General features: G+C 50.0%; 19 protein-coding genes and 1 tRNA gene. 10 read left to right on the top strand and 10 right to left on the bottom strand.

Annotated elements, in window-relative coordinates:
- Positions 1-14: 14 nt before the first annotated feature.
- On the bottom strand, positions 15-473 hold the full coding sequence (locus McpAg1_RS05455; protein ID WP_338094288.1) for a peptidylprolyl isomerase: 459 nt from the start codon (positions 471-473) through the stop codon (positions 15-17).
- A 103-nt stretch (positions 474-576) separates the two neighbouring features.
- Here McpAg1_RS05455 and McpAg1_RS05460 point away from each other — a divergent pair, with 103 nt between their 5' ends.
- From McpAg1_RS05460 to McpAg1_RS05470, 3 genes are all read left to right on the top strand, one after another.
- Entirely contained in the window at positions 577-990 is a 414-nt protein-coding gene (locus McpAg1_RS05460; protein ID WP_338094289.1) for an acyl-CoA thioesterase, read from the top strand.
- 416 nt (positions 991-1,406) lie between these two features.
- The gene (locus McpAg1_RS05465) at positions 1,407-2,561 is read left to right on the top strand and encodes a TIGR04083 family peptide-modifying radical SAM enzyme (RefSeq protein WP_338094387.1); all 1,155 of its coding nucleotides are present in this window, start codon (positions 1,407-1,409) and stop codon (positions 2,559-2,561) included.
- 1 nt (position 2,562) lies between these two features.
- Entirely contained in the window at positions 2,563-3,084 is a 522-nt protein-coding gene (locus tag McpAg1_RS05470) for a VOC family protein (RefSeq protein ID WP_338094290.1), read from the top strand.
- Positions 3,085-3,594: 510 nt separating this feature from the next.
- Here McpAg1_RS05470 and McpAg1_RS05475 read toward each other — a convergent pair.
- The 3 genes from McpAg1_RS05475 to serA all read right to left on the bottom strand — a co-directional run bounded on the left by McpAg1_RS05475 (position 3,595) and on the right by serA (position 6,755).
- Positions 3,595-4,695, bottom strand: a complete 1,101-nt coding sequence (locus McpAg1_RS05475; protein WP_338094291.1) for a transglutaminase-like domain-containing protein — start codon at positions 4,693-4,695, stop codon at positions 3,595-3,597.
- A gap of 70 nt (positions 4,696-4,765) precedes the next feature.
- Positions 4,766-4,839 (bottom strand) — tRNA-Val (locus tag McpAg1_RS05480).
- 332 nt (positions 4,840-5,171) lie between these two features.
- Complete coding sequence (gene serA / locus McpAg1_RS05485) at positions 5,172-6,755, bottom strand: phosphoglycerate dehydrogenase (RefSeq protein ID WP_338094292.1); 1,584 nt, start codon at positions 6,753-6,755, stop codon at positions 5,172-5,174.
- Positions 6,756-7,188: 433 nt separating this feature from the next.
- Here serA and ppsA point away from each other — a divergent pair, with 433 nt between their 5' ends.
- Together ppsA and mfnA are read left to right on the top strand one after the other, a co-directional pair.
- Complete coding sequence (gene ppsA / locus McpAg1_RS05490; protein ID WP_338094293.1) at positions 7,189-9,474, top strand: phosphoenolpyruvate synthase; 2,286 nt, start codon at positions 7,189-7,191, stop codon at positions 9,472-9,474.
- A gap of 29 nt (positions 9,475-9,503) precedes the next feature.
- The gene (gene mfnA, locus McpAg1_RS05495; protein WP_338094294.1) at positions 9,504-10,622 is read left to right on the top strand and encodes a tyrosine decarboxylase MfnA; all 1,119 of its coding nucleotides are present in this window, start codon (positions 9,504-9,506) and stop codon (positions 10,620-10,622) included.
- Positions 10,623-10,867: 245 nt separating this feature from the next.
- Here the strand turns inward: mfnA and McpAg1_RS05500 are convergent, their stop codons facing one another.
- Positions 10,868-11,578: a YkgJ family cysteine cluster protein gene (locus tag McpAg1_RS05500; RefSeq protein ID WP_338094295.1), complete on the bottom strand. Its 711-nt coding sequence runs from the start codon at positions 11,576-11,578 to the stop codon at positions 10,868-10,870.
- 124 nt (positions 11,579-11,702) lie between these two features.
- On the opposite strand from McpAg1_RS05500, the gene tsaA reads away from it, so the two are divergent.
- The 4 genes from tsaA (at position 11,703) to McpAg1_RS05520 (ending at position 15,242) form a co-directional block, all read left to right on the top strand.
- Positions 11,703-12,209 (top strand): tRNA (N6-threonylcarbamoyladenosine(37)-N6)-methyltransferase TrmO, encoded by a 507-nt coding sequence (tsaA, locus tag McpAg1_RS05505; RefSeq protein WP_338094296.1) that lies wholly within the window; start codon positions 11,703-11,705, stop codon positions 12,207-12,209.
- Between the two features lie 74 nt (positions 12,210-12,283).
- Entirely contained in the window at positions 12,284-12,493 is a 210-nt protein-coding gene (locus tag McpAg1_RS05510; protein WP_338094297.1) for a TOBE domain-containing protein, read from the top strand.
- A 227-nt stretch (positions 12,494-12,720) separates the two neighbouring features.
- On the top strand, positions 12,721-13,896 hold the full coding sequence (ftsY, locus tag McpAg1_RS05515) for a signal recognition particle-docking protein FtsY (protein WP_338094298.1): 1,176 nt from the start codon (positions 12,721-12,723) through the stop codon (positions 13,894-13,896).
- A complete protein-coding gene (locus tag McpAg1_RS05520) occupies positions 13,896-15,242 on the top strand; it encodes a signal recognition particle protein Srp54 (protein ID WP_338094299.1) in 1,347 nt (448 codons plus the stop codon). Before ftsY ends, McpAg1_RS05520 begins: the two co-directional genes overlap by 1 nt.
- A gap of 4 nt (positions 15,243-15,246) precedes the next feature.
- Here McpAg1_RS05520 and McpAg1_RS05525 read toward each other — a convergent pair whose 3' ends face one another.
- The 5 genes from McpAg1_RS05525 to McpAg1_RS05545 form a co-directional block, all read right to left on the bottom strand.
- Positions 15,247-15,699: a hypothetical protein gene (locus McpAg1_RS05525; RefSeq protein ID WP_338094300.1), complete on the bottom strand. Its 453-nt coding sequence runs from the start codon at positions 15,697-15,699 to the stop codon at positions 15,247-15,249.
- A gap of 303 nt (positions 15,700-16,002) precedes the next feature.
- Entirely contained in the window at positions 16,003-16,326 is a 324-nt protein-coding gene (locus McpAg1_RS05530) for a TfoX/Sxy family protein (protein ID WP_338094301.1), read from the bottom strand.
- A 92-nt stretch (positions 16,327-16,418) separates the two neighbouring features.
- Positions 16,419-16,634, bottom strand: coding sequence for a hypothetical protein (locus McpAg1_RS05535; RefSeq protein ID WP_338094302.1), 216 nt, complete (start codon positions 16,632-16,634; stop codon positions 16,419-16,421).
- Between the two features lie 37 nt (positions 16,635-16,671).
- Positions 16,672-17,523: a DNA-3-methyladenine glycosylase family protein gene (locus tag McpAg1_RS05540; RefSeq protein WP_338094303.1), complete on the bottom strand. Its 852-nt coding sequence runs from the start codon at positions 17,521-17,523 to the stop codon at positions 16,672-16,674.
- Positions 17,524-17,535: 12 nt separating this feature from the next.
- On the bottom strand, positions 17,536-17,715 hold the full coding sequence (locus tag McpAg1_RS05545; protein ID WP_338094304.1) for a hypothetical protein: 180 nt from the start codon (positions 17,713-17,715) through the stop codon (positions 17,536-17,538).
- A 195-nt stretch (positions 17,716-17,910) separates the two neighbouring features.
- Here McpAg1_RS05545 and McpAg1_RS05550 point away from each other — a divergent pair, with 195 nt between their 5' ends.
- Positions 17,911-19,197 (top strand): phenylacetate--CoA ligase family protein, encoded by a 1,287-nt coding sequence (locus McpAg1_RS05550; RefSeq protein ID WP_338094305.1) that lies wholly within the window; start codon positions 17,911-17,913, stop codon positions 19,195-19,197.

A 19,197-nucleotide genomic window follows, 5' to 3' on the forward strand; every position in this document is an offset into this window, starting at 1 on the left:
GTGCGAAAAAAAGTTTAGAGAAGGGTTGCCATTTTGATGGCGACTTCGGTGACCGGTTTGTCGCCAAAGTTGGTCTTGACTTTGCCGATTGCGTCGACCACGTCCATTCCTTCGACAACTTTGCCGAATGCGGGATGCGCTTTATCGAGATAGTTGTTGTTGACGAGGTTGATGAAGAACTGGCTTCCGCCGGTGTTCGGCCCTGCGTTTGCCATGGCGATGGTGCCGCGGTTGTTTTTGTTGTCAGGCATGAATTCATCTTTGATTGCGTAGCCGGGTCCGCCGCGACCGGTGCCGGTCGGGTCTCCGCCCTGAATCATGAATCCGTCAATGACGCGGTGGAAGATTACGCCGTTATAGAATCCTTTTTTGACAAGGTCGGTGAAGTTGCCTGAGGTGACCGGCATGTCCTCGCGAAGTTCGAGGACAATGTTGCCAAGTGTTGTTTCCAGTTTTACTAACTGTGCTGTCATGATTACAGGTTGTAGTTGGACCGGCAATAAACATGCATGTCTGAGGAGTCGTTTCCACAGATTTACCTGATCATCACACCTATCTGTTTGAAGGAGTTGTTGAGTGCAGCTGAAAACAGTGATTCGCGTTGACTGGGATGATCTCGATGCGTATGGCCATGTAAATAATCTGATAATTCTGCGGTATGTGCAGACATCCAGAATTCATCTGTGTGAAGAGGTGGGTCTGATGAAGGGAAGTACGCGGCCTGCTCATGCCCCGATTCTTGCGGCAACCAGCTGTCGGTACTGTAAGCCGTTGTATTATCCGGGAACGGTGACGGTTGATTCTGTGGTGACCGAGGTGAAGAACACGAGTTTTTTGATCAGCCACTCGATCTATGATTCTGATGCAAATCTTATCGCGACTGCTGAGGATGTTTTGGTCTACTTCGATTATGAGAGTGAGTGCAAGACGCCAATTCCTGATGATCTGCGGGAGCGGCTTCTGCGGTTTTGTTCAACAGAGACTAAGTAAGTAGAATTTTTTGGATGTGGTTGTACTTGGGGCAACCACGGAACACACTGAACACACGGAATTCCACGGAAAAAACACAGAATACCGCTTTGCTTACGGAAAACACGGAAAGACTAAGTGTATTGGTATATGGAGATACTATCACTTTGAGATACCAACTTCCTTAGGCTTTCTGTGTTTTCCGGCGCCGCAGGCGTTCTCCGTGTTTTTTTCTGTGGAATTCCGTGCGTTCAGTGTGTTCCGTGGTTACTCCAAGCGAGACCACCTTCAGAATAATCCCAAACAATGAAACTCATCACCGCGTAACTCCTCTTCCAAATAAAACCAAAGAAAAAGAATCCCCCATCCCACCGCAAGGAAAAACCACCAAAGACCGGCAGAAACTTATCTCCCAAAAAACACCAGTAATGATATCGATGAAAAATCCCTTCCATGTGATGATCATCCCAACCCTCGGGTGCCCCGGGCGATGCAAATACTGCTGGAGTTCAGACGTCAACTCGCCAAAAATGACCCTGGCAACAGCTGAAGCAATCGTCAAGTGGCTTGAACCATTACAGGACCAGCGGGTGACCTTTACCTTTCACGGCGGAGAACCCCTTCTCGCAGGCCCGGAGTTCTACCGCGAAGTTCTGCCAATGATTGAAAAACGTCTGCCGCATCTCAGTCCGGAGTTTGCCATGCAGACCAACCTCTGGCTGATGACCGACGAACTCGCAGAGATTCTGAGCAGTCACCATGTCCCGCTTGGCTCCTCCATTGACGGACCAAAAGATCTGACCGACTACCAGAGAGGTGATGACTACTTCGAGCGAACCATCGCCGGCTACCAGACAGCAGCAGCCCACGGACTTCTCGTCAGATTCATCTGCACATTCACCAACTCCTCGGTCGAGAGAAAAGAGGAGATCGTCGAGTTCTTCCAAAGTCAGGGATGGGTGATGAAGCTGCATCCCGCTCTCCCCTCCCTCAAAGGCGACAACCCGAACGAGTGGACGTTGTCCCCGACAGAGTACGGAGAGCTTTTGGTGTATCTTCTGGACGCAGCACTTGCGAATCCAGATGATCTTGAGATCATGAACATCAACGACCTCTGCCGATGCGTGTTTACCAGAAGCGGATGTGTCTGCACGTATGCGGACTGCATGGGGACAACATTTGCCGTCGGACCGAACGGGGACATCTATCCCTGCTACCGGTTTGTCGGAATGCCGGAGTGGGTGATGGGCAATGTGCATGACGCACCGACAGTTGAGATGCTGATGCAGACACCGGCAGGAGTGCGAATGCTCGCATTCAAGGATCATGTGGACTCTGCCTGCAAAGACTGCGTCCACATCAGCTACTGCCGGGGCGGCTGTCCCTACAACGCGCTCGCGGGAGACGCGGACGCGTCTGGTGTTGATCCGCACTGTGTTGCGTATAAGAGAATTTTTGATGAGATCACCGCACGAATGGAGGCTGAGATGCAGACAGCACCCGCAGTTCCGGCGGGGGCCCGTGTCTCACGCGTGAGGCGAAAGGAAAAGCCGGGCGTTATGATGCTCATGAGAAAAATTGTGGAGAAGTGAGATGAAGTTTCTCGGTCCGTTAATTGTGGTAAAGGATATCGCTGCGTCAGTGCAGTTTTATCAGAATCTGTTTGACCTTGAGGTTGCGTATGATTTCGGTGAGAACGTCTCCTTCACGAACGGCATTTCCTTGCAGTCAGTTGCATCGTTTGCTCGTCTGACGGGAGTGAGTGATGATACGATTCTCTGCCGGCCGCATAATATGGAACTCTATTTTGAGGAGGAGGAGTTCGATCTGTTTTTGTCACGCCTGAAGGCGATGCCTGAGATCAACTATGTCCATGAAATGATTGAGCATTCGTGGGGCCAGCGGGTTGTGCGGATGTATGATCCGAATCTGCATATTATCGAGGTCGGCGAGAGTATGGAGATGGTTATCCGCCGCTGTCTTGCGAGTGGGATGAGTGTTTCAGAGACTGCGGCAAAGACCCAGCATCCAGTTGAGATGGTGGAGAGGGTGGCGTTTGGAAACGCGAATAAACGCGAATCGCATGCCTTCCACACGCCGTTCCGTCGTGTTTAACTCCTCCTTTCAGGAGTCGTTTCGGCCTGCTCACTGCTTCGCAACTCCGCAGCTTCGCAGAATAAAAAAAATAGCCAATGGCGATTTTGAAGAATGTATTGAAGACAGGAGTTCTGCGGCGATGAGTTTCATTGTTGGGGACTTTTCTCTCCTTCACCCCACTTGAGGGACCTCCAAGGCATGTTGATGCTAGATGCTTCATGCTTGGTGCTATCCCCATTATGATTGGAAGAGGAGAGAAGTTGACGTTTCTTCCATCCTGACAATACACACATTTATATACTTTTAGAAAGAAATATATAATACGAGAGTACTTACGGAGCACTATCTACTATTTTGAAAGTCTGCGGGATTTTTTTGCTGGTCAGATGTTTTCTGATTGAGAAGCACCAAGCATCTAGCATCTAGCATCTAGCATCAAAATAGGGGGGGGTGTTTCTCACTTCGAGATTTTTTGAAACACGAACAACAGACCGAAGCGGCGTTTTGGGGCTGTAATTCGTGTATCCCTCACGGCGCGTTGAACACGCCGGTCTCGGCAATCACGTCCCCATGCAGATTGCCGCCGGTAAGAATTGCGACGATCTCTGCCTGCTCACGGCGGGGAAGATTGATCTTTCCCGTGAGAGTAACGGTGTCATGCTCGCGGCAGTCATCGAGGAAAAATATCTGGCTGTCATACACCTTGCCGCCAACCCGCACCGTCACCTCGAGCCGAACATCATGCGAAGTGCCGGGGCCGAGATTTTCCGCGGTTGCAACCATCCGGTACACTGCCGTGTCCCATGTAGAGGTGTCGGGTTCTGCCATAAACTCAAAATTCATTACCGGATGTTGTTCGAGCGGGAGCACCTCAACCGTGACATCGGCAAACTCTTCAGGCAGATCACCGATACTCCAGCCTTTGGCGGTGGTCTCCTGATAGTAGTAGCGCGTACCATTATAGAGATAATATGTTCCGGAAAACATGTCGTCTCCTGCAATACCGACCGCCATATGTTCCGGGAGTTTGAAGAGCACCGTCTCGTGCCCCATTTCATGAAGCACAGAGGCGATAAGAATGGCAACATCCTCGCAGTCGCCGCCTTTGTCCACAAGCGTCTCTAAGGGATAGCGCGGATACTCTTCAATTTCGGTGGTTTCACTATCCGAGGTGTAGGGAAGTGACTGCACGAATGCGATGAAGTTTTCAATCGTTTCCTTCTCGCTGTATCCGGCTTTTGCACCCATCGCAGTAAACGCATCAGCAATCTCCTTGATGTAGGTGCGGTCGTAGTCCGAGAGGGCGTAGCGGACGTAATTGCTGTTTTTGGTGTGATCCTGTTTCTGGAAGTACTGGTATACGGATTTTGGGACGTCGATATAGTAGGTGTGGTTGGTATTCTGATAGGTCCAGGAAAACTCAGAACGCAGCATTCCCCATGCAGTAGTGGGGAGAGGGGTCGGAGTCGGTGTGGGAATTGCAGTAATTTCCTGAGTGGGCATTGGCGTCTCTTCCGGCGTGGACGTTGGGATTTCCGGCCCTGGGACATACGTGATGCAGCCAGCACCAAAGCTTGCGAGAATGAGGAGGAGCAGGAGAAGTGCGAACGTGCGGTAGGAAAACTGCAAAGTAATGAGATACTATGTAGTGGATGGAAAAATACTTACCGAATATTTTGAAAGTCTTTCAGAAAAGAAGTGGACCCGAAGGGAGTCGAACCCTTGATCTCCGCCATGTCAAGGCGACGTCATAGCCAACTAGACCACGAGTCCACAGAGGTATTGCACCTGTGTGCTCTAATACATTAGACATTCCGAAATATAAAGATTTTCAAGTGATTTTCAAAACAGACCGGTCAGGCAAAAAACAGCAGGCTGAATAAAATCCTCCCGCACAAAAGAGAAAAAATCAGCGACTGTGCAGATATCATTCCATAAATTCTGAAGTCTCAGAAAATTTCAAAAGATTCAAGACACATCTACTCTCAAAACACAGCCAAAGTCTGCAAGCAGAAAAATCAGAACGGTATCAATAGCGCATAATTAAAAAAATAAAGAGGATTACCCTCAATCTCCGCCATGTCAAGGCGGCGGCATTGCTTCAATTACAACTGCATGAACTTCGCAGAAATAATGCCATCGCTCTCCGCGACTTCCTTCATTACATTTGCCGGAACCAGATCATCGACCGCGAGAATCATCAGAGACTCTGCGCCGACATCCACACGTCCTACCTGCATGTTGGAGATATTAATATTGTATTTGCCAAGAAGCACACAAACCGGACCAACAACGCCCGGACGGTTGATGTGATCTGCAATAATCACATTTCCTCTCGGCACCAGATCCATCGAGTAGCCGTTAATTGCCGTAATGCGTGGACCGACACGGGTAACAATTCCCGAGATCGTCTGCTTGCCCTTCGCTGTCGTAAAGTTCAGCTCAACTAACGACTTGTAGTCGCCTGCATCAGCCGATGTCTTCTCAACGACCGTCATACCACGCTGCTGTGCGATAAACTCTGCATTCACCACATTTGCCGGAGCATGCAAAGCCTTGTCCAGCAGACCCTTCAGGCCCATGCGGGTGGCATACTTCAGATTCTGCTTCATCTCAGAAACCTCGCCAAAGTACGCAAACTCAACCTCAGTGATAGCTTCGTCCGCAAGCTGGGCTGCAAGACCGCCCATCTTTTCGGTAAGCTGTGCGAATGGTTCAAGCTTCGGGCGAATTTCAGGAGCAATCAGCGGGGCATTCACCGCACTTTTTGCCGAGCCGCCTTTCAGTACCTCGATACACTGCTGGGCAACCGAGATTGCGACATTCTTCTGTGCCTCAACCGTGCTTGCGCCAAGATGCGGTGTGACAATGACTTTGTCAAGCGTCAGAAGCGGAGAGCTGGTTGGCGGCTCCTCCTCAAACACGTCAAGAGCAGCTCCTGCAACCTTGCCGGAAACTACTGCATCGTAGAGAGCTGCTTCATCAATGATACCGCCGCGGGCACAGTTGATGATGCGAACGCCGTCTCTCATCGTTGCAATCGAGTCCTTGTTCACCATATGCGTGGTGGATGGAATAAGCGGGGTGTGAACTGTGATAACGTCGGCTTTGGTGAAAAGCTCGGCAACGCTCATCATCTCAACACCCATCGCGGCACCAACTTCGGCAGGGATGAACGGGTCGTACGCGATGACCGTCATCTGGAGAGCCTGCGCACGTTTTGCGACTTCTCTGCCGATTCTGCCGAATCCGACAACACCGAGCGTCTTGCCGTTCATCTCATTGCCCATGAACTTGGAGCGTTTCCACTCGCCCTTCTTGAGGGATGCGGATGCCTGCGGGATGTTTCTGGCAAGCGCCATCATCATGGCGACTGTATGCTCGGTTGCGGCGAGAGTGTTTCCTTCCGGAGCGTTCGAGACGATGATTCCTTTTTTGGTTGCAGCGTCGCAGTCGATGTTGTCCACGCCGACGCCGGCACGACCGATGTATTTCATTTTGTCTGCCGCTTCGATGATGCGGGCGGTGACCTGTGTGCCTGACCGGACAATCAGTGCGTCATATTGACCAATGATCTTGACGAGTTCGTCCTCGGAAAGATCGGCTTTTTCATCAACATCACAAAAGCCCTTTAATATAGCAATGCCCTCTTCGGCAAGCGGGTCGCTGACAAGTACTTTGAAGCTCACGGATAATCCTGTACGTATTGGTGTTTGAACGGTAATAGTATTGTCCTGCTTCGTGGAGTTGGATTGGAGAGAGTTGGAAAATAATTTTCGTATGTGGCCTCGTTTGGGGTAACCACGGAACACACTGAACACACGGAATTCCACGGAAAAAACACAGAATACCGCTTCGCTTACGGAAAACACGGAAAGTCTAAGGAGATTGGCATCTCAAAATGGTGACCTATACACATACCCGTACTCTTAGGCTTTCCGTGTTTTCCGGCGCCGCAGGCGTTCTCCGTGTTTTATTTCCGTGGAATTCCGTGTGTTCAGTGTGTTCCGTGGTTACTCCAAGCGAAACCAAGGACATAGACCCCGCTTCCCTCTACCACAATATACCCATCCCAACGCAATCTATTATTGTTGTTTGGCACCAATGTAATACCGAGTGTCTATGGACAAATCACCCGATATCTTATGGCTCAACGAAATCCGTAAAGATGACATCCCTTCTGTTGGAGGGAAAGGCGCCTCTCTTGGTGAAATGACCTCCATTGGTCTCCCTGTTCCACAGGGTTTTGTCGTGACCGCCCAGGCTTTCCGCAAATTTCTGCAGCTGACAAAACTTGAGGATTCCATCTTCGATATACTGGAAAAACTCAACGTCGATGACAACGATGCCCTCAACTCGACCGCCGACATGGTCAAAGAGATGGTAAGTTCTGTAAAGATGCCAGAACAGATCAAAAAAGAGATCACCGCATCCTACAAGAAAATGGGGTCAAAAACGGTCGTAGCTGTCAGGTCCAGCGCAACCGCAGAAGATCTGCCGGACGCATCCTTTGCCGGTCAGCAGGAGACCTACCTGAATATTCTCGGCGAAGAAGATCTTCTTCAGGCCGTGCAGGACTGCTGGGCATCCCTTTACGGTGCCCGCGCCATCTACTACCGTGCAAAACAGGGATTCGATGACCGCACCGTCAATATCGCGGTTGTTGTCCAGCAGCTGGTTTTCTCGGAAAAAGCCGGAGTCATGTTCTCCTCGCACCCGATTTCAGGGGCAGCAAACGTCATCATGGAAGGCTCATGGGGCCTTGGCGAAGCAGTAGTTTCCGGAACCGTTTCTCCTGACAACTATGTCTATGACCGCAAAAACAAGCGGATCACCACCAAAACCATTGCCAACAAATCTGTGGAGATCATTCCTGACGGAAACAAAGGAACCAAAACCGTGACCGTTCCGGCAAACCGCCAGGACGCTCAGGTGCTCTCCGACAAAGAGGTTGCAAAACTTGCAGAGTTTGCCGTAATCTCTGAAGAGCACTATAAAATCCCGCAGGACATGGAATGGGGAATTGTGGGTGACACGATCTACATCCTTCAGTCTCGCCCGATCACCACGATTCAGAAGAATGGAACTGCAAAGAACGGCGACTCCTGTGGTGATGTGGTCTCAGACGCCGAAGTGATCTTACAGGGATACGGAGCATCTCCAGGAATTGCGTCAGGGCCTGTCGTAATTGTGACTGACGCCCGCGACACCTCCCGTGTCAAAGAAGGCGACGTCATGGTCTCGTCCATGACCAATCCTGACATGGTTCCTGCCATGCGCAAAGTTGTTGGTATCATCACCGACGAAGGCGGAATGACCTGCCATGCGGCAATCGTGTCCAGAGAGCTGGGCACGCCCGCAGTTGTCGGCACAAAGAAAGCAACGACGCTCCTCAAAGAGGGTCAGATCGTCACCATCGACGGAGAAAAAGGTCTGATCTATGACGGAAAGCTTGAAGCAGCAGTTTCGGCAGCAGGCGCTGCCGCAACCACAGCGGTCGCGGCAGCCCCGATTATTACCGCAACGTCTGTAAAGGTCAACGTCTCTATGCCCGAAGCAGCCGCCCGTGCGGCAGCTACCGGTGCTGATGGTGTCGGACTGCTCAGAATCGAGCACCTGATTATCGGTATGAACAAGACCCCCGGCTGGTACATTAAAAACAACAAGGAAGAGGAGTTCATCTCCGAACTTTACAATGGTATCAAGACCGTGCTGGACGCATTCCGCGGCAAACCGGTCTGGGTGAGAACGATCGATTCGCCAACTGATGAGTTCAGAAATATGGCTGGCGGCGAAAACGAGCCTGACGAGCACAACCCGATGCTGGGATTCCGCGGTATCCGCCGCGATCTTCGTCAGATCGATCAGCTGAGAATTCAGGCAGCCTGTTTCAAACGTCTTTGGGACGCGGGCTACGACAATCTCGGTATTATGTTCCCGCTCGTTCAGCACCCCCGCGAGTTTATCGCAGCAAAGGAGGCGTTCCGCTCCTGGGGTATTGATGTGGACAACCGTGTGCTCGGTATTATGGTGGAGGTTCCGGCGTCCGCTATTATTATTGATGAGTTCATCAAGGCAGGCATCAACTTCTGTTCGTTTGGAACAAACGATCTGGTTCAGTATACGCTTGCGGTCGACCGCAATAACGGTCTTATCGGCGATATGTACGAACCGGAACATCCGGCGGTTATGCGGCTGATTGCAAGCTGTATTGAGCAGTGCCGCGAAGCGGGCGTTGAGTGTTCGATCTGCGGTCAGGCAGGCTCGGACCCGAAGTTTGTGAAGTGGCTGGTGAATCAGGGTATTGCAAGTGTTTCGTCAAACATTGATGCAATCCAGAAGATTCGCGAGACTGTCGCAAAGACCGAGCGCCAGATTCTTTTGAATGCGGCGTTGAAGAAGAATTAATTTTTCCAAATTTTTTCAGGCGTTATTTTATGGAGGAGAGAGGATGCAGCAGGGAGGAGGTCATCTCCTTCCTTTCCGGTGTTCGGGCTGAGGATGTGCATCATGATCATATCCTCAGTTCGATGTGTACGATTCCGCATCCGATTGCGATCGCGGTGCAGGAGATGTTTAGTGCGACGAATCTGGGAGACCCCGGTCTCTTCCCGGGGACGATGAAGGTCGAGGATCTGCTGATCAGATCCTTAGGCGATCTGATGCATCTGCGTTCCGCAGGGGGTTATGCGACGGCTGGAGGGACTGAGTCGAATCTTCAGGCGATTCGTATTGCAAAAAAGCAGAGGGAGGATGTGAAGCGTCCGAATATTGTGGTTCCTGCGTCTGCGCATTTTTCGTTTGATAAGACGTGCGATATGCTGGGTCTTGAGATGCGGGTTGTGCCGTACGGGAGAAACTATATGGTGGACACCGAAAGAATGGCGGAGATGGTGGATGCGAATACGATTGCGGTGGCAGCGGTTGCCGGGACGACCGAGTATGGTATGGTGGATGATGTGCCAACGATTGCAAAGATTGCAAAAGAGCATGACTGTTTCTGCCATGTGGACGCGGCATTCGGTGGTCTGGTGATTCCGTTCCTTGAGCGTCCGGTTCCGTTTGATTTTGCGGTTGAGGGGGTTGATTCGATTTCTCTTGATCCGCATAAGATGGGGCTTTCGACGATTCCGTGCGGGTGTCTTTTGTTGAGGGAGCAGGAGATGCTTGGGTGTCTGAATGTTGATACGCCGTATCTGACGGTGAAGAAGCAGTGTACGCTTGCGGGAACGCGGCCGGGAGCTGATGTTGCGGGTGCGTATGCGGTGATTCGTCATCTGGGACGTGAAGGGTTCCGGTCAATGGTTGCCGGATGTATGGAGAATACGCGGCGACTGGTTGCCGGGATGGAGGCCTGCGGATTTTCCCGGGTGGTGGATCCGGTTATGAATGTGGCGGCGTTTTCTGCGGGGGATGTTCCGGCAGGATGGAAGGTTTCCCATACGCGGGATAATCATCTGCGGTTTGTGCTGATGCCGCATGTAACAAGGGATGTGGTGGAGCGTTTCCTTGCTGATGTGGCTGATGGGCAGGATGAGATTCTGAAACGCGAATAACGCGAATAACGCGAATAACGCGAATAAAAAAATCGCCAATGGCGATTTTTAAGAAAATATTAAGCTACCTTTTTTTCAGACAAATTCGCCCGAAAAATCACAAATAATTTTTTTATTCGCGCTATTCCGCGAAGCGGTGAGCAGGCCACAGGCATGCGATTCGCGCTATTCGCGTTTCAAATACACATCCATCATCACATTTCCCAGAAAAAAGTAACGAGAAATTATTTCGTGGTATCAGAAAATTACCGATAATCTTCAGGCATCGCCTGCTCCAAACAAAGCTCCTCCCCATTCCAGACGTAAACCGAGGCAGCCTCCTCCCCACGCAAAAACTCCCGCATCCGCAGATCATGATCGCGGCGAACAAATCTGATGCCCTTCTCAGAAAACTTCGCCAGCACTGCCTCATGAAACTCGATCTCCTGCAAAAGATATGCGGTCTCATATGCGATGACCTCTGCTGCCGCAGCGTCTGCCGCGGTTGCTGAGATCTCCACATCATACTCGCCATGCTCGTCAAGCCCGCTGATCTGCCGCCAGTCGATGCGTCCGCGTGCGTCCGGTTCGCGGTGCAGCATATACGGGTAAATCCGGCAGATGGAAAACCTGCGATCATAGATCGTGCAGCGTTTCTCTTCAGAGAGGAACACACAAGAGCCGTCAGGCTTTGTCCTCAGCGCGTAACCTGAGACATAGAAGTTTCCTTCATTGTCTGAGTAGGAAAAATCCGGCGCCGGCATCAGCGCTTCGGGTGCGAACGCAGCCGCGTTTCTCGCATCGGATGAGAGCAGAAACACATGGCCGTTAAAGTCGCGGGTGCAGCATTTGCCGCAGCAGGTACAGGAAAATCCGATGTCCTGAATGATCTCTGCAAGCTTCTCCTTCGGATAGGCATTGAGGAGAGAGAGCTCGCTCTGCAATGCGGCAAGTTCAGCTTCGGGACGAATCGGCATAACTGATCACTACTTGGACGTAGCGGAATATAGAATAGATTCTTTGTCCCTGACCTCTTCAGATTTTCTCAAACCTGATCACTAACACCAGCATTTTTTGAAACACGAACGCCAACAACATAGTATGGACTCAGTCACCTATCAGCCGATCGGCATCATCCATTCCTCGCACACGAGCCTGCAAGGCATGCCGATTCAGCCGCCTGCCGCAAAAACCTGCACCGGCATCCTTGAGCTGCGGCCTGATCTGGAGGAGGGACTGCTTGGCATCGAAGGATTTTCCCGTATCATTCTGATATATAGTCTGCACAAAAGCGAAGGGTTTGCCCTTACCGCAACGCCGTTTCTTGATACCGAGTCGCACGGCGTGTTTGCAACCCGGGTTCCCCGCAGGCCGAACCAGATAGGATTCTCGGTGGTCAGACTGATTGAGCGGAAGGGGAGAAATCTTGCGATCGGGGATGTGGATATTCTTGACGGAACGCCGGTGCTCGACATCAAGCCATATGTTTCCCAGTTTGATGCGTATCCGAACGAACGATGCGGATGGTTTGAAGGAAAACTCGGAGAAATCGAGTCGGCCAGGTCTGATGACCGGTTTATGCGGCCTTTGTCAGAGACCAAACTTTGAAAAGTTAATGAAAATGCATTGTCACATATGCATGAGTTTATGATGTGGCAGTGCATAGATATCAAGTGATTATCATGAAAATTAGTGCAAGGAACCAGATCAAGGGAAAAATTGTCAAGATTACAGAAGGCGCAGTAAACGCTGAAGTCGTGATTGAGATAACAGGCGGCCAGCAGATCACGTCGATCATCACCAAGACCGCAGTGAAGAGTCTCGGCCTCGCTGTCGGCAAAGAAGCCTACGCGATTGTCAAGGCAAGCGAAGTCATGGTCGGTATTGAATAAAAATATTTTTTTCTTTTTTTGTATAAGTCGCACGTAGCATCACGTTGAAAATAATTTTTCTGAGATCGTGCGTGACCTCACAAAATCGTATTGTAGAACTCCTCGTATGATCTTCTACAGAATTTGGCCCGCTGCATTTTCAAAAAATTCACACAAAATACGAATCTTATCCGGCGATGAATCTGATAACAGAGGCAATTTATACTCTTAAGAGGAATGAATAGATAATGTTTGAAGGGCTGAAGAAAAAACTCAGCGGGATTACCCAGAAACTGGGCAGCAGCGTAGAGGCCGCCTCGGTGACAACCGAAGTTGAGGCCGAACTGCCTGCACTTGAAGCTCCTGCTCTATCCAGTACTCCTGTGAGTCCCCCCAAGCCGGAGGAGGCTCGCACTGTTGATACCATACCAACTCCGGCATCACCGCCATCATCACCATCACCAAAATCTGTTCCAGCTCCCGAACCATCCTCAACACCGGCAGTGCCGGCTCACGAGGATGAATCCAAGAAGCCCGGATTTTTCGGCAAACTGAAGACGCTTGTCGTTGAACGTGAGTTCGTCCTCTCGGAAAAAGACATTGACGAAACACTGTTTGAACTGCAGATGATCCTTCTTGAGTCAGACGTTGCCTTTCCGGTCGCCGAAGCAATCACCGATCACATGAAAAAGGAACTGGTTGGAACGCACCGCAAAATTCGCGAGTCTCCTGAAGAAGTGGTGACGAACGCTCTCAAGCATGCGATCGAGGACGTCCTTGGCGAAGGATTTGATCTGGTCGCATACATCAAGGCGCACGACAAGCCGGTGAAGATTCTTTTCACCGGAGTAAACGGTACCGGCAAGACCACATCGGTCGCAAAGATCGCCTACTATCTCAAAAGTCAGGGACTCTCTGTGGTTATCGGGGCAGGCGACACATTCCGTGCAGGCGCAATAGAACAGATTCGTGTACACTGCGACCGCCTTGGCATCAAACTGATCTCTCATCAGGAAGGAGCTGACCCTTCAGCAGTTCTCTATGACACGGTTGAGTACGCCAAAGCCCACAATATTGATGTAGTGCTTGCCGACTCTGCCGGTCGTTTCCACAACCGCGTGAATCTGATGAATCAGCTCGAGAAGATCAAACGCGTGATGAAGCCTGACCTCGTCTTCTATGTTGACGAGGCTGTTGCAGGAAATGATGCGGTGGTTCGTGCCGAAGAGTTTGAGAAAACCGTTTCCACGAACGGTGTGATCCTCACCAAAGTTGACATGGATCCCAAAGGCGGTGCCGCAATATCAATCGCATACACAATCGGCAAACCGCTCGTGTTCCTTGGCGTCGGTCAGGAGTACTCGGACATGAAACCGTTCACTCCTTCTTTGATTATCGATGAAATTTTCGGAGATGAAAATTAATGGGACTTGACAATCTTTCCAACTCCTTAAAGGATGCAATGAAAAAACTTGCCGGAAAAACGGTCATCGACCGTGCGGCAGTGGATGAACTGGTTCGCGATCTGCAGCGTGCCCTGCTTTCCGCGGACGTGAACGTGAAGCTGGTCATGCAGCTGTCCCAGTCGATCAAGACGCGGGCACTGGACGAGGATCTGCCAAAAGGCATGAACGTCCGCGAGCATGTTCTGCGGATTGTGTACCAGGAGCTGGTCAACCTTGTCGGCAAGGAGGCCGAGCTGTCTCTTCGTCCGCAGAAAATTCTGATGGCAGGTCTCCAAGGATCTGGTAAGACGACGACGACCGGAAAACTCTGCCGATACTTCCAGCGCAAAGGTCTGAAGGTCGGAGCAATCGGAGCTGACAATTTCCGGCCCGGTGCGTACGCTCAGCTTGAGACGCTGTGTAAAAAGATCAATGTGCCCTGTTACGGTGATCCAAATGAGAAGGATGCGGTCAAGATCACCCGTGATGGTCTTGCGGCGCTGAAGGATGTCGAGGTTGTCATCGTTGATACTGCGGGCCGTCACGCTCTTGAGGATGATCTGATTGAAGAGATCATGCAGATCAACGAGCTCCTGAAACCAGATCATCGCTGGCTGGTTATCGATGCGGCTCTTGGTCAGGCAGCACGTGATCAGGCAAAAAGGTTCCATGAAGCGGTTGGTATTGACGGCGTGATTGTTACCAAGATGGATGGTACGGCAAAAGGCGGAGGCGCAATGTCTGCGGTCTCAGAGACGGGCTCCGGCATTGTGTTTATCGGTAATGGTGAAACGATTGAGGATCTGGAAAGGTTTGATGCGAATGGTTTCATCTCCCGTCTGCTTGGCATGGGCGATCTGAAGGCGCTTGTCGAAAAAGCTGAAGAAGCGATCAAGCCTGAGGATGTGGATGTCAATGCGATGCTTCGCGGCAAGTTCACGCTGAATGATATGTACAAGCAGCTTGAAGCTGTGCAGAAGATGGGTCCGTTAAAGCAGGTTTTATCCATGCTGCCGCTCGGCGGAATGAATGTTCCTTCCGAAGCACTTGACGGGACTGCGGATCGGATGAAAAAGTTCCGCATCATCATGGACTCGATGACCCCTGAGGAGCTGGATGATCCTTCTCTCATCAACACTTCTCGCATGACGCGTGTTGCAAAAGGTGCGGGAGCAACCATCGACGAAGTCCGCGAATTGATCAAATACTATAAGATGATGCAAAAAACTCTGAAGGGATTCCGCGGCAACCGGATGGCAATGAATAAGATGATGAAGCAGATGAGCAAGGGCGGCGGAGACTTCGGCGGTATGGGGCCGATGTGATTTTTCAGAGATCAGAGTTACTGATTTTTTTCTTTTTCCCTTCCACTTTTTGATATTTTGGTTTTGCTTCACCAACTGTTCCGATCATTGAGTCACGAGCTGAGCGGATGTAATGAGGATCCTCCACCTGTTCGAGCTGTTTGGTAAGGAGAGATATCCGTTCATCTTTTTCAGCGTTGAGTTTTTCAAAAACTTCAGCCTGTTTGTCCCGCGAGTTTCGCAGATCATTGATTATCTCCTGCTGCATGTTGATAGTTATCCGTGCCTGTTCAAGCTCTTTTTGGATTTTTACACCGTCTCCATCAACCTGCATCCAGTAGTCCAGGGCATCACGAATAAATTCTATCTTCTTTCCACCGCGGACTTTCATGTATTCATTGAACTGGGCGATATAGTTGGAGCCAAGACGGATATTGATTTGATCCGGCGGATCTTTTTTCCGGGTTGTGCTCTCCATTAGAATACAAATATCCTGATGGATAGGTATAAGTATATGGATAGTCAATAAATATTATTTGCATAGTCAAAGAACAATCATCTGTAGTTCTTTTCTGTTGCAAATTCCTGACAAATGGTTGCCGGTTAGAGAACTATCTAAAATGCGTACGTATTTGGTTTTTCTCTACTGTGACAGAATTAAGTCTGCCCAGGAGAAGATGTTACTATTTCCTTTGCCGGGATGTGACGGGGAGTCACACTGTAATTCCGGAGATCGAATCATCTGATCCGCTACCACATTACTAGGACAGACTTGCTGAGATCACAGCGATCTTTTTCGTTTTGATTCCGGCAGCTTTTCAGATGTTTTTCTGATGAGATTTGTTATGAGTTCTGTGTCTTCGAATTCTGTGATCAGAAAAGATTCGTTTTTGGATCCTTCATAGGGATATGCTGTTTTTGCGTTCGGCATCAGTTGTTTTCCTGCTTCGGTGATCTTTACGAACAGCATGTTATCACAGATGCAGGCACAGTATTTTTCATTGCAGTAGATGCCATACTCGCCGAACATTTTCCGATATCGTATACTGCCTGCATCACTGATTTGGTCGCAGACAAAACGGACGAACTCTTCGGTTGAAGCCATGCTCAGATATTGACGAGTCTCCTTATAATATGACAGGCGTGCGGTGTGAAAGTGCCGTGACCTTTCGTCACTCATAGTGGCTACTGAAAAATTCAAAAAAGATGCCAAAGCAGTGCTGTTCCCCAACAGATGCCAAGGACGATGAGGGTGAGAATCAGGAACTCTTTCCATGTGGTTTTCTTGGGAACATGCTCCTGATGAATGAAGTCTGAAATTTTCTGACCGGTTGATTTTGTTTCCAAGTCCTCTTCCTGACTCGTCTGATTGTTTGAAACAAACGACTCCCGCGGAACCGGCATCCATGTCATACTCATCTGTTTTGTTTTAACGGTTACATTTCTCTTTTCATTCGCCTTTTCTGCTGATGATTTCCCTCGACGCAAACAGATACTCCTGGGCATATCCGGCATAAGGGCCGAAGTGATCTCTTGCATAGTCACCTGCTTTGGTGTAGTCCAGTTTTTTTTCTCCGCCCACATATTTTGTGCGGAGAATTCTCTCAATCCACACGTCGACTGGAACCGCCTCAAACTTTTCAAAAGCAAACAACAGTACGCAGTCCGCAACCTTTGGGCCGACACCGTTCAGCTCACGAAGTTTTTTCTGTGCATCCCTGTAAGGAAGGGACTGAATTTTTTCTGACCAGTTGGAATCCGTGACCGCCATTGCTGCTGCATCGCAGATGTATGCATCACGATAGCCGACTTTGCAGGAACGAATTTCACAGACATCAGCCTCGGCAATTTTTTCTGGAGACGGAAACGAATAATATTTTTTTCCGTCACAAAAAATTTCGTCGCCATATTTTTCTGCAAGATTTTCTATCCGCATCTGAATGCCGGGAATGTTTGCACAGCTCGAACAGATGTACGAGATCAAACACTCCCAGGGGTCCTGCCGCAAAATCCGAAGGCCCTGACATCTCTCGATCGCATCATGAATTAAGGGATCACAGTCGATGCTCGCAAGAATTGCATCGAGATCATGATCCAGAGAAAAATATTGGATCAGATCTTTTTCCTCCATCCCGTCAAAAAAGATCACATCCCCTTTCTGCCAAACTTTCCATACCTCGGCATCCCCGTACGGGGACGGCGCACACCAGATGCCGTGCCAGTTTCTCCAGCGAAACGCCTGACCGCAGGAGACCGTTAAATCAAGATTGAATTTGATGTCGTCGAGGGGAAACGTCTGCATAAAAAAAGAAAATTATTCCTTTATCATCAGGTAACCGAGCACAATTCCGGCAACGCCGGCGAGTGCAAGAACAATACCAATGCCGCCGAGAACTACTGCAATAACCTCAGGCAGCCAGTACCACATCAGAATAATTCCCACAATCAAGAGAACGATACCAACAAGCAAAGTTGCAAGACCTGTTTTATCCATACAACCATATTATCCGCAAACCCTAATAATTTTACTTTCATGGGGTTTTGCATCCGAACGCTGAATTGAAAATGAAAGGCCGTTCTGATGATAACCCTTATCATTGCAGAAAACATACCAAGTAGGATGCTAAGTCCTAGCATGATACACTGTATCAGGGTGTGATGCCGGGACACCGAACGAGGATTGCCGTTTATGTTTTGGAATGAGAAAATGGAAACCCTGCGGGGAAAAGAGCTGCAGGAACTTCAGCTGAAACGGCTGAAAGAAACTGTAGCCAGGACGCAAAATATCGGTTTCTATAAGAAAATGTTTGCAGAGGCAGGTCTTCGTCCTGAGGATATTACGTCTCTTGACGATCTGTCGAAGATTCCGTTCACCAGAAAATCTGATCTCAGATCAGGATATCCGTTCGGATTTCTCGCAGTTCCGATGAATAAAGTCAACCGGATTCACACCACATCCGGAACGACCGGCAAACCTACAGTAGTTGCCTACACGAAAAATGATCTTGGCTACTGGTCTGAGTTGATCGCTCGCAATCTCACCATGGTCGGTCTTCGTGAAGGAGACATGTTTCAGAACGCCTCCAACTACTCACTGTTTACCGGAGGTCTCGGATTCCATTACGGCGCAGAAAAAATCGGATGCGCTGTAGTTCCGGCAGGTGTCGGCAACACCAAACGCCAGATCGAAATGATTTCTGACTTCGGCGTCAACGCAATTCACTGCACACCAAGTTACGCCATGCATCTGACCGAAGTTGCTGAAGAGATGCAGGCAAACCATGACTCGCTCAGAATTGGTGTGTTCGGTGCTGAATCATGGTCAGAGAATATGCGCCGCGACCTGGAAGCCAGGCTCAACATCAAAGCATACGACAGTTACGGCATGAGCGAACTGTTCGGCCCCGGAGTTGCGTTCGAGTGTCAGGAACAGAACGGTCTGCACATCTGGCATGACTGTTATATTGTGGAGATCATCGACCCGGTCACCGAGGAAACTCTTGGCCCGGGCGAGAAAGGAGAGATGGTTGTGACTCCGCTCGTCAAAGAAGCAATGCCGCTTCTCAGATACCGCACGGGAGACATCACCATGCTGATGGAGGATGACTGTCCCTGCGGACGCGGTCAGAAGATTGCCCGTCTGCTTGGAAGGAGCGATGACATGCTGACCGTTCGCGGCATCAATGTGTTCCCGTCCCAGATTGAGCATGTGCTCAAGAATATTCCTGAGGTCGGCGACCAGTTTATGGTGTACATCGACCGGGTCAATCATCTTGACGAGATGACCATTGATGTTGAGATCAACAAGAACATTTTCTCTGGCGAGCTGAGCGATCTCGCAAGACTTCAGAACAAAATCGGCAAGGCCCTGCACGAGACACTGACGCTTCGCGCCACCATTCGTCTGGTTGAGCCGGGATCACTTCCCAGATTTGAAGGGAAGGCAAAACGTGTGGTTGACCGGAGGGTTATCTGA

Origin of the sequence: Methanorbis furvi (assembly GCF_032714615.1) — an archaeon.
GTDB classification, from domain to species: Archaea; Halobacteriota; Methanomicrobia; order Methanomicrobiales; family Methanocorpusculaceae; genus Methanocorpusculum; species Methanocorpusculum furvi.